The following is an 11,590-nucleotide window of genomic DNA, read 5'->3' on the forward strand; positions in this document are numbered from 1 at the left end:
TTACCGGAAAGCGCACGACCGTGCGATAGGGAATTGTCCGCCGCCCGGCCTGGGGGGCCATTATTGCACCGCAGCATCAGCGATGTGCCGCGGCCCGACAGGCCTTGAGCGTACCCATTTCTGCGTAACGTGCGGCACCGCGAAATCAGCCGGTCGACAACTCGTCCGCGCTGACGAACAGGCCCTTGCCGCGCGATTTGGCCTCATACAACGCCTCATCGGCAGCTTCAAAGACAACGCTCTGGGCCAGCGTGCGCGCATCGAAACCGGCGATGCCGATGCTGGTCCCGATCTGTATCGTCGCTTCTCCCAACCGAAACGGCCTGTTGCATGCGTTGAGGATGGTGGCGGCCACCGTCTTCGCATCGTCCGCGTGCGACAGGCGCTCCAGGACCACGGCGAATTCGTCGCCGCCAAAGCGCGCCACACCGTCGTAAGGGCGCACCGTGCGAGCCAGCCGCTGTGCAAAGGCCCGCAACAGCGCGTCGCCCACGGCATGGCCGTACGTATCGTTGACGGTCTTGAAGCCATCCAGATCGAGCAGCAGCAGCGCACCCACGGTATCGCCCGTTTGCGCCTGTTCGATGGCGGCCGACATGCGCTCTTCAAAACCGGCGCGGTTAAGCAAGCCTGTCAGATGGTCGGTGGTGGTCAGCGCGCGCAGGCGCAGCTCCTGCTTCTTGCGCTCGGTCACATCGAGGATGACCGAATGCACGCCGGCGACGTGGCCCTGTGCGTCAAACTGCGGCAGGTAGTTGATCTCTTCGCAGCGATACGCTTCGCGGCTGTGATGTTCTCGCTCAAAGACGACCGTTTCGCCGGCCATTGCGCGCTGCAGCGGGTCGTGCACGATTTGATAGGTTTCCTCGCCCACTACCTCGCGCACGGTCTGCCCCAGCATGGCAGCGGTGGGCAACCCGTAGGTCTTCTCATAGGCGGCATTCAGGAAGCGGAACCGCTCATCCGTGTCAACAAAGGAGACCAGCGCCGGAATGGCATCCGTCACGGTCTGCAGTGTCTCGCGGCTGCGCTGCAGGGCCTCCTTGGCGGCTTTGTCCTGCGTGATGTCGCGCATGATGGACGAGAAGTATTCCATGTGCCCGGCCGGCGCGCGGTGCGCGATGATCATGTGGTTGATCGGCACGACCTGGCCCTGCGCGCCGCGCACGGTGGTCTCGCCGATCCACACACCGTCGCGCGCGGCGGCGGGCACGGCCACCTCGCGCAGCCAGTCCATCGTCTCGGGCGGATAGAAGGCTTCGACCATCAGACCGTGGATGTCGGCGTCCACCGCGATGCCGGCAAAACGCCGCCCGGCGGGATTCATATAAGTGACGTTGCCCCGCACGTCGGTCTGCGCGACGAAGTCGGTAGTGGAATCGAGGATCTTGGTCAACACGCGCGAGGCCTGTTGGGCATGCGAGCGCACGGTGATGTCCTCCATGGCACCGACATGGCCGACCACCTTGCCATCCACACGCACTGGCGCCGTGTTGATGACCAGCAGGCGCTCGCCGGCGCCCGGCACGATCACGCGCTGCTCGGCGCTGTAGCCGGTGCCGTGCGTGACCGCGTTGTGCCAGCCTGCAAGGGTGGCATCGCGGTCGTGCGGGTGCAGGCGTGCAAGCCAGACGTCGGCCAGCGGCTCTTCGTGCGTGGCGCCAAGCAGCCGGCGGTATGCCTCGTTGGCGTAGACGGTGTGGCCCTCGGTATCGGAGCGGAACAGGCCCAGTGGCGAGGCATCGTTCACAGCCTCCAGCTCGGCGCGCTGGCGCACGACTTCGTCCATCAGCTTGCGGAAAGCGGTCGACACCGCCTCGATTTCCACCGAAGCGCCGGACAACTCCAGGGGCGGCGCATCGCGCAGATCCGTGGCCGAGAGCTGCACCATGGCCGCATGCAGCCGGGCCAGTGGGCGTAGCAGCCACAGCATCGCGGCCCACACCGACATGCCGATCAGCACTGCCAGCACCACGAGCGACAGGCGAAAGCGCTGGTGCATGGCAAAAAGCTGGCGGTTGGCCTCGGCACCGGGCAGCACGGCGCCCAGCGTCCAGCCCGTGGCGATCACGTCCTGTGTGGCAACAACATCGGCACCGGGCTCGGGCAGCGCGCTCGGATCGGTCTCCAATGCGGCGGCGACAGCAGGGTCGGCACTCAGGGGGGCGAGCACCTTGTCGACATCCGGATGTACGACGAAGACCGCCGTGGGACCGTGTGACACCAGATAGACGTGGCCCGTCTGGCCGATGCGCATGTCGCGCAGCGCTCCCAGAAAGTTCGGTTTGAGCAGAAACAGCGATGCGCCGATCAGCCCGACCAGGTGGCCATCCTTGTCGTGCACGGGTGCGGCCATGATGATGATCGGCTCTCCGCCCACGCGGTTGCGCAGCGGCGCCGAGATGGTGGGTTGATCCACCACCATGACCTGCTTGAAGTAATCGCGGTCGGTGATATCGATGCCGATCACCCCTTTGCGATAAGGCGAAGTCGCGGTCACCTTGCCCTCGGCGGTGACAAGGAAGACTCCATCGAACAGACCGGCGGTCGGCTGGATGGACTCATAGAAAGCCTTTTCTTGCGCCCGCGTGTCGAATCGCACGGTGTGCATCTGCTGGGCAGTGCGCTCCAGCATGCCCAGATAGGTATCCAGCCGTTGCCTGAGGTCGTGCGCCGATTCCTTGACCAGGGCCGTCTGCTGCGTCTTGATCTGCGCCATCATCTCGCGGCGGATCGGCTCGCGCTGCGACCAGCCGAACAGGCTCACCAGCGTCACGCTGATGACGGTCGCCATGATCGCCGCCTGCGACTTCAGGGTGAGTTTCATCGAACGGTCGGCCGGTGCCAGCGCCCTCGTGGCCGGCCCGCTGTAATGGGGGCAGCCATCATAGTGCGCTGCCGGAGGGTGGTTGTCGAGCCGGCGATCCGCTTGGCGGAACGCCTACCGGCGCGCGCAGACATAGGCAGCCGAGCGCGCTGCCAGCGTTCCCGGCCGGATGCGCATCCAGTGCGCGCCGGCCGCTGTGTCGGTATCCAGTGTGGCACCCTCGGGGCCGCGCACCACGTAGTCGACCAGGCGGATGCGCTGTCGGCGGCAGTCGATCTCCTGGCGCGAGAGGATGACCGTCCCCGGGCGATAGCGCGCACCATGGGCACGGCGCTCGCCGCGCTTGAGCACGGTGCGCGCGAGAAAGGTCTTGTGACCGGTGCGGTTCGAGTGCAACGAGGTGCGGTCGATAGAGGCCGAAACCGACGTGGTCGTCAGGTACTCATGCCAGCGCGCCGCCTGGACAGGCGCAGCCATGCCGAGCGCACCCATGCCGACACCCCACACCCAGATCCACCGCCACACCATGCGTTTCACGACCGTCTGCCCTGCCCTATCAGAATCGCGGCAACTGCTGCCGCCGACACGCATTGTAACAATTGCTCCGTAAGGCTCGAGTCCGGCGGCCTCAGGTAGCATGCGGGCAACCTGATCCATGTCATTCGTCATGCCGACCGTTGCCCTGCCCACACTCGCCGCCCATGCCCTCGCCGCCTTGCTGATAGCCTGCGCGCCTGTCGGCGCGTGGCTCTGGCTGCGTCGGCGCTTCGACCTGGCTTGGCGCGACATTGGCGTGGGCGCGGCAGTGTTCATCGCATTTGCGCTGGTGCTGGAGCGCACGCTGCACCTGTATCTGCTGCAGCTCAATCCGGTGACGGCGCAGTGGCTGCGCGCGCCGGTGCTGTTCGTCATCTATGGCGCATTGATGGCGGGGCTGTTCGAGGAGACCGGCCGCTGGCTCGGCCTGCGATTTCTCACGCGCAAGCCGGGCGATGCCGGCACGCCTGTCGCCTACGCGCTCGGCCATGCCGGCATCGAGGCGTGGCTGGTCGGTACAGCGTCGCAAGCGCAGATGGTGATGTTCGGCATTGCCGCCAACCGGGGCGAGCTGGACGCACGCCTGGCAGCCAGCGGCGCCGAGGCGATGGCGGGCACGATCCACGCGATGCTGGCGCAGCTCTCGCCGTGGCTGGCGGCAGGTGCCGTGAGCGAACGCATTGCAGCGATGCTGATCCAGTTCACGCTCACGCTGGTGGTGTGGCACGCGGTGCAGCAGCGGCGTTTCGTGCTCGTGGTGCTGGCGATGCTGCTGCACGCGCTGGCCGATCTGCCGGCGGCGCTGTACCAGGTGCACGTGCTGCCGCTGGCCGTGACGGAAGCCATTTACGCCGTCATCGCCGTATTGCTGGCTGCGACGTGCTGGCCGCCGCAGGGCGGCAAGAAGATCGGCGAATCGTCGCTGCGCTAAAACGCTAAAAGTCAGTTGGAGCGGAAACGCTCCGGCTCGATGCCGTGCCGGTTGAGCTTGTCGTATAGCGTCTTGCGCGGCACGGCCAGCAAATCGGCCGCGCGGGCGACGTTGCCCTCGGTGGCACGCAGGGCTTCTTCGATGGTGGCGCGCTCGACCGCCATCATGCGCCCGGCCAGTGAGTGCTGGCTCGCTTCGGAGGTGACCAGACCGTCATCCAGGCCGAGACAGAAGCGCTCGGCCACATTCTTCAGTTCGCGCACATTGCCCGGCCAGTCGTGGTGCTGCCAGCGCATCATGTCCTGCGCGGACCAATCCGGCGCGGCGCGATCGTAGCGCAACGCCGCCTGCTGCAGGAAATAGGCCATCAGCAGCGGGATGTCTTCAGCACGCTGGCGCAAGGGCGGCAATGCAATCGATACGACGTTGAGCCGGTAGTACAAGTCCGCACGAAACTCGCCGCGATCGGACGCCGCTTTCAAGTCCACCTTGGCAGCAGCCACCACACGGCAATCGACCGGCACGCTGGCGTTGCTGCCCAGCCGCTCGATGCTGCGTTCCTGCAGCGCGCGCAAAAGCTTGGCCTGCAGCGCCAGCGGCATGGATTCGATCTCGTCGAGAAACAGCGTGCCGCCGTTGGCATATTCCATCTTGCCGATGCGGCGGCGGTTGGCGCCGGTGAAGGCGCCCGCCTCGTGGCCGAACATCTCGCTCTCGAATACAGACTCCGGCAACGCCGCACAGTTGAGCGCGACGAACGGCCCGCGCCGCCGGCTGCCTTCGTGGATGGCACGCGCGAGCACTTCCTTGCCCGAGCCGGTTTCGCCGGTGACGAGGATGTCGGCATCGGTGGGCGCCAGCGCGGTCACGAGCCGGCGCACGTTCTGCATGGCCGGGCTCTGGCCGATCAGCGGGTACGCCTGACGGCCCTGCAGCGCCTCGCGCAGGCGCAGGTTCTCGGAAGTGAGCCGACGCTTTTCCAGCGCGCGCCGTACTACGTCGACGAGGCGCTCGGAGTGGAACGGCTTCTCCATGAAGTCGTACGCGCCGGCGCGCATGGCGGCCACAGCCATGCTCACGTCGCCGTGGCCGGTGATGAGGATGACGGGCAACTGACGGTCGTGCTGCAGCATTTCGCGCAGCACGGCCAGGCCGTCGCGGCCAGGCAAGCGCACATCGGTCACCACCACGGCGGGCGTTTGCGCGACGAGCGCGTCCAACGCGCTTTCCGCATCGGCAAAGGATTGCACGGGCACATCCGCCAGCGCGAGCGCTTGCTCGCAGCCCAGGCGCACCACATCGTCGTCTTCGATCAGGAAAACGGGCGCGTGGTCGATGGAGGTAGACAGATCGGAAGAAACGGTTTCAGGCATCGGGTTCAAACAGCGCGCTCCAGCTCGATGACGAATTCTGCGCCACCCGCGCCGCCCACGTCATGCTCGGCATTGCGGCCCTCAAGCCGCCCGCCGAAATCTTCGATGATCGCCAGCGAAATCGCCAGCCCAAGGCCGAGACCCTGGCCGTCGTCTTTGGTGGTGAAGAACGGCTCGAACAAGCGCGGCAGTACGTCGGCGGGAATGCCCGGACCGCAATCGCGCACGGTGATGCGTACCCATTTCTCGGTGGGCTCAACGCTCACGCGCACGGCGGCAGACGCAGGCTGCGGCACGTCTGCCATGGCATCGATGGCGTTGCGAATCAAGTTGACGAGCACCTGCTCCAGGCGCACGGCGTTGGCCCAGACCGCAAGATCGGCCGGCACCGGCGCGGTCACCACCGTCACGCCCACCTGGCGGCGACGCGTTTCCACCAGCATCAGCGCTTGGCGAATGGCCTCGTCCACCGACACGGCGGTGCGCGCCTCATCCCCACTCGCGCCCTTGCGCGAGAACGCCTTGATGTGCGAAACGATGCGGCCCATGCGGTTGGCGAGTTGGCTGATGTGCGTGAGGTTGCCGCGGACCTCGTCGATGCGGCCACGCTCGGCGAGCTGGTTGGCGTTGTCGGACAGCGTGGTCAGCGCGGTGAGCGGTTGGTTCAGTTCATGCGTGATGCCGGCGGCCATCTGGCCCAGCACGGCGAGTTTGCCGGCCTGCACGGCGGCATCGCGCGTCTCGCGCAGGATGCGCTGTGCGGCGTCGAGCGCTTCGACCTTGGTGGCCAGCGCCGCGTTGGCGGAGGTCAGCTCGGCGGTGCGTTGGGCAATGCGCGCTTCCAGATCGCGCTGGACTTCGCGCAGCGCATCGCGGGCGCGACGTTGTTCTTCGCGCCGGCGCGTACGCAGACGCAATGCAACGAGTACGGCGAAGATCAGCGCCATCGCAAATGCGGCACTCGCACCAGCCACCAGCGCTGTCCGCTGCTCGTCGCGCGGGTCGATCAGCACGGCCACCTGCCAGCCGAGCAAGCCCACGGGCCGGTACTGCACACGCAGCGTCGATACCGATTTTCCGTGCAACGCCACGCGGACGGTCTGAGGCGGCTGGTCCGCAGAAAAGGGTACGCCCCCAGCTTGCCCGTCGTTCATTCCGAGCGGCGTGAGCGTGTGCGGCGCGTACTGGCGCGTCGCATCGAGGGCCGCTTGCTGTTCGGCGCTCAACGTGCCGAGCGTGCGGTACTTCCATTCGGGCACCGAACTCAAGAAGATCACGCCGTGGCGATCGACCAGCAGCACCGTATCGCCGCTGCGCGAGAGCGTAGCCTCGAACGCATCGAGATTGACCTTCACGACGACCACGCCGATCGGCTTGTTGTCTTCGCGCACCGGAGCGGCCACGAAGTAACCCGTCTCGCCCGTGGTGTTGCCCACGCCGTAGAAACGGCCAAGGCCTTCGCGCATGGCTTCGGCAAAGTAGGGGCGGAAGGCGTAGTTCTGGCCGACGAACGAGGTCGGCAGATCCCAGTTGCTGGCCGCGATCGTGAGGCCGGTCGAATTGATCAGGTGAGCGGCGGCCAGATCGGTGGCCGCCTGGACTTCCTTCAGGTAGGCGTTGGCGGCGCGGCGCGTGACTGCGTCGCCAGCCTGAGGATCTTCTTGCAGCGCGACGTGCAGCACGTGCTCAAGCGCGGCCAGGCGCGGCAGCGACTCATAGCGCGCCAGCGTGCTGCGCAGGTTCTGGGCGTAGAAGGTGGTGCGCTGGCCGGCCTCTTCGGCACGCGTGGCCACATAGCGCTGCAGGGCGATGGCGTAGGCGCCCCATCCTGCGGCCGCGCAGCACGCCGCCATCGCCAGCGCGACGGCCAGTCGCCAACCGCGCCAGCGGGCGGGGTGAGCAAGGTCGGCGTGGCCGTCGGATGGGGGCATTGGATCAGTGTTCGATACGTGAGTGCTCGCGAGTATCGCGCATGAACACGTACACCAACAGCGACAGGAAGATCGTGCCCGTCACGTACCAGTAGAACAGCGACTCATGGCCGGCCTGCTTGAGCCACAGTGCAATGTACTCGGCCGTGCCACCAAAAATCGACACCGTGAGCGCATACGGCAGGCCCACGCCCAGCGCGCGCACTTCGGCCGGGAACAGCTCGGCCTTGACCACGGCGTTGATCGACGTGTAGCCCGAGACGATCACCAGCGCGGCCATGATCAGGAAGAAGGCCGTCCACGGATTGGTGGTCTGGCTGATACCGGTCATGATGGGCACCGTGAAGAGCGTACCCAGCACGCCGAACGCGATCAGGATCGGGCGACGGCCAATGCGATCGGACAGTCCGCCCACGATCGGCTGCAGCATGGCAAACAGCAGCAGCGTGGCGCCGGACACCAGCGTTGCCTTGTCCTTCGACAGGCCCACCGTGTTGGCCAGGAACTTCTGCATGTAGATCGAGTACGTGTAGAACGCGACCGTGCCGCCCAGCGTCAGGCCCACGACGGCGGTGACTGCACGCGGATGCTTGGCGAGTTCACTCAGCGTGCCGCGCTTTTTCTTCTCCTTGGCCGCTGCGGTGAAGGACTGCGTTTCTTCCATGTGCGAACGCATGCGCATCGCCACCAGCGCGCACAGCGCGCCGACAAAGAACGGAATGCGCCAGCCCCACGCCTCCAGTTGCTCATGCGTGAGCACGAACTGTTGCAGCACGATCAGCAGGCCCAACGCCACCAGTTGCCCAGCAATGAGCGTGACGTACTGGAAGCTCGAATAGAAGCCACGGTTTTCCTTGTTGGCGACCTCGCTCAGGTACGTGGCCGAGGTGCCGTATTCCCCGCCCACAGACAGGCCCTGCAGCAGGCGCGCCAGCACCAGCAGCACCGGCGCAGCCACGCCAATCGTCGCGTAGCTGGGCGTGAGCGCAATGATGAGCGAGCCCAGACACATCAGCACCACCGAGAAGAACAGCGCGCGCTTGCGGCCATAGCGGTCGGCATAGATGCCCATCAGCCAGCCGCCCACCGGACGCGCCAGAAAGCCGACCGCGAACACGGCGGCGGTGTTCAGCAACTGGGCGGTCTGGTCGCCCTTGGGGAAGAAGGCCTTGGCAAAGTAAAGGGCAAACGCCGAGTACACGTACCAGTCGTACCACTCAACCAGATTGCCGACCGAGCCGGAGAAGATGGAACGCAGACGGCGGCGGACGTCTTGCGAGGTGTCTTTGGCGGGGGTGTCCGTGGGCGCGAGGCCGCCCGGAAGCGCGCCAGCCTGGGGCTGAGTCATGGTGTCTCCTTGGAGCGTTAGCAGCGGCAGCGGCATGCCGGGACGCATCTGGGTCGACGCGTACGACGTGCGGACTGTCCGCCGGTTTATGGGTGGTCGCTCTTACTCAAGAAGCATTCCATGCGCAACGCAGGCGCAACGATCCGCTGCAAACGCGCTTGCTGCAAGGCTGTGCGGGAGATCACCGGATCGGCGGGAGACAGTGAGAGTGTGCGGTTTTCCAGAATAGACCAGGCGGGCTGTGCGGGTTTTCGCACAATCCGCCCGGCCAATGACTACGGACGTAATCCGGCGCTCAGGCTGCCACGTCCAGCGGAATCGTGTCGCGCATCAGCAGGTCCACTTCTTCGGCGGGTGTCCTCTGTGCGAGCAACAAACCAAGACGCTCGTGCAGATACGCCTCAAAGTCAGCACGCACTTCCGGATGGCGCAGGGCGAATTCCACCGTGGCCTGCAGGTAGCCAAGCTTGCTGCCGCAGTCGAATCGCTGGCCACGATAGCGGTAGGCCAGGATCTGTTCTTCGGCCAGGAGGCTCCGGATGGCGTCGGTCAACTGCAGCTCGCCGCCTACCCCCGGCTTCAGGTTGCGCAGATGGTCGAAGATGCGCGGCGTCAGAATGTAGCGCCCGACCACGCCCAGGTTGGACGGAGCCGCCTCCGGCGCGGGCTTCTCGACGATGCCGTCGAGCTTGACCAGGCGGTCGTCCCATTCGCGGCCGGCCACCACGCCGTACGAACGTGTCGCCTGCGACGCAATCGTCTCCACGCCGACGATGGAGCAGCGATAGTGATCATATAGCTCGGCCATCTGTCGCATGACCGACGGGTCGTGGTCCAGCAGGTCGTCAGCCAGGATCACGGCAAACGGCTCATTGCGTACCAATTTCTGCGCACAGAGTACGGCGTGCCCCAGGCCCAGCGTCTCGGGCTGGCGCACATAGAAGCATTCAACGCCTGGCGGCTTGATCGTTTGCACCATCTCCAGCAGCGCATGTTTGTTCTTGGCCGCCAATTCCGCTTCCAACTCGTAGGCCTTGTCGAAGTGATCTTCGATGGCACGCTTGGCGCGGCCGGTGATGAAGATCATTTCCGTGATGCCTGCGTCAGCCGCCTCCTCCACCGCGTACTGAATCAGCGGCTTGTCGACAACCGGCAACATCTCTTTCGGGCCAGCCTTGGTGGCGGGTAGAAAACGCGTGCCGAGTCCCGCCACGGGAAACACGGCCTTGGTGATCCTCTCGTTCATGACAACTCCATCAGACAGACGTAGCGTCGTGAGCAAGCCTTGTGCCTATGACTCGGCCTTTTGGTGGAGCGGGATGGTGAAAGGCCCAGCCACGTTTCGGGACCCCCTGGCGGGCCTTTCCTACAACCGATTGCAAGTCTGCCTGCCAACTTTCAGCGCCGAAAGTGAAGGATGGGTGGAAAAAGCGTACCCAATTCTGCGAGCCGATCGACACCCGTTTGCGGCGCGCCGCCTCAGTGAGCGCACGCTCACGGTGCATCAGGAAGACGGTTTGACCCAGCCGCGCGAAACCGGTGCGCTACGTTCGGGCGCGCGGCGGTAGGCATCGATCTGGATGCGCAGTTGCGTGACTTCGGCCTCCAGCGTGCGAATGCGCTGGCGCAGTTGTTCCGCCTCGTTTTGGGTCTGCTGCCGCACGGCATCGTTCTGCAAACGCAGGAAGCGCTCGGTACCAGCCAGCGCGCTGGCCGCCCCCTCCAGACGCGATACGGTCTCGAAGGTCTGCTCCAGGCGCTCGAGTGTCGTGTCCGTCAGCTTGGGCGGAACGGCCGGCGCCACAGCCAGCGCCTCGCCAAGACGCCGCTCCAGATCCGCCATGGCTGCCTGCAACTGGCGGTTGCGCGCCGCCTCGTGCTCCAGTGCGCGTTCTGCGACCTCGGCGCGGATGCGCGCCTCCACCCATTCGGCGCCGGCACCAGGCGCACCGATGGCGCGCGAAGCCACACGATCGCGCTCCTCGCGCGCAGAGACCCTCTCATGCGTACCCATTTCTGCGTGCGTCCATGGGATCGGCCAAGGCTCGACAGCCTCTGTTCCCTGGCTGCCGAGCGCATCGCCTCGCCCTCGTGCGCGGTCCACCGCTTTCTGCAGCGTCGTATTGCTTGGGCGGCGGCTTACGCCGGCCTCCACTAACCATTGCGCGTATCGGCGCGCGCCATAGACGCGACGCGTCACGGTATGGACTGCCTCAATCACCTCATCCAGAAAAACCGCGTTGTCGTGCGGAAAGGCAACATCCAGCCGCCGGATCGATTCAACGATCCGCTGCTGCTGTTCGGTGGAGAAACGAAGACCAGGACGAGCCATTTATGAAGTGCGCGGTGTCTTGATAGTGTACATCAGATGTTAAAAACATCAATATAGTGACTTACTCATTCATTATTTTTATATCGGAGATATATAGTTTCAGCGGCTGTTCATCGCTTGATCGTCATCGCGGTACTGCCAAAATGCGTTCAGCGAGGCGGTTTGTGCGGTATCGATGGCCCTCTAGCGCGATCGCACTGCCAGTCGGGTACCGATCCGCAGAAATGGGTACGCTTATCCTGGCACAGCGCCCAGTTTCGGTTACGAGAAAAGAAAAAAGCGCCCCGCAGGGCTAATGCCGTTCAGTTAAG

General features: G+C 65.2%; 8 protein-coding genes. 1 reads left to right on the plus strand and 7 read right to left on the minus strand.

Going from position 1 to position 11,590, the window contains the following annotated elements:
• Nucleotides 1-145 precede the first annotated feature (145 nt).
• The gene (locus B4F51_RS03925) at nucleotides 146-2,827 is read right to left on the minus strand and encodes a sensor domain-containing diguanylate cyclase (protein WP_296223780.1); all 2,682 of its coding nucleotides are present in this window, start codon (nucleotides 2,825-2,827) and stop codon (nucleotides 146-148) included.
• A gap of 114 nt (nucleotides 2,828-2,941) precedes the next feature.
• Nucleotides 2,942-3,355 (minus strand): surface-adhesin E family protein, encoded by a 414-nt coding sequence (locus tag B4F51_RS03930; RefSeq protein WP_296223790.1) that lies wholly within the window; start codon nucleotides 3,353-3,355, stop codon nucleotides 2,942-2,944.
• Between the two features lie 139 nt (nucleotides 3,356-3,494).
• Here B4F51_RS03930 and B4F51_RS03935 point away from each other — a divergent pair, with 139 nt between their 5' ends.
• Nucleotides 3,495-4,295, plus strand: coding sequence for a YhfC family intramembrane metalloprotease (locus tag B4F51_RS03935; protein WP_296223781.1), 801 nt, complete (start codon nucleotides 3,495-3,497; stop codon nucleotides 4,293-4,295).
• An 11-nt stretch (nucleotides 4,296-4,306) separates the two neighbouring features.
• Here the strand turns inward: B4F51_RS03935 and B4F51_RS03940 are convergent, their stop codons facing one another.
• From B4F51_RS03940 to B4F51_RS03960, 5 genes are all read right to left on the minus strand, one after another.
• Complete coding sequence (locus B4F51_RS03940) at nucleotides 4,307-5,668, minus strand: sigma-54-dependent transcriptional regulator (protein ID WP_296223791.1); 1,362 nt, start codon at nucleotides 5,666-5,668, stop codon at nucleotides 4,307-4,309.
• A 5-nt stretch (nucleotides 5,669-5,673) separates the two neighbouring features.
• A complete protein-coding gene (locus tag B4F51_RS03945; RefSeq protein WP_296223782.1) occupies nucleotides 5,674-7,599 on the minus strand; it encodes a sensor histidine kinase in 1,926 nt (641 codons plus the stop codon).
• Nucleotides 7,600-7,603: 4 nt separating this feature from the next.
• The gene (locus B4F51_RS03950; RefSeq protein WP_296223783.1) at nucleotides 7,604-8,947 is read right to left on the minus strand and encodes an MFS transporter; all 1,344 of its coding nucleotides are present in this window, start codon (nucleotides 8,945-8,947) and stop codon (nucleotides 7,604-7,606) included.
• A 295-nt stretch (nucleotides 8,948-9,242) separates the two neighbouring features.
• Nucleotides 9,243-10,193: a UTP--glucose-1-phosphate uridylyltransferase GalU gene (gene galU, locus B4F51_RS03955; protein WP_296223784.1), complete on the minus strand. Its 951-nt coding sequence runs from the start codon at nucleotides 10,191-10,193 to the stop codon at nucleotides 9,243-9,245.
• A 258-nt stretch (nucleotides 10,194-10,451) separates the two neighbouring features.
• Nucleotides 10,452-11,279 (minus strand): DNA-binding protein, encoded by an 828-nt coding sequence (locus tag B4F51_RS03960; protein WP_296223785.1) that lies wholly within the window; start codon nucleotides 11,277-11,279, stop codon nucleotides 10,452-10,454.
• Nucleotides 11,280-11,590: the final 311 nt, after the last annotated feature.

This window comes from Ralstonia sp. UBA689 (assembly GCF_002298975.1).
Lineage (GTDB): Bacteria > Pseudomonadota > Gammaproteobacteria > Burkholderiales > Burkholderiaceae > Ralstonia.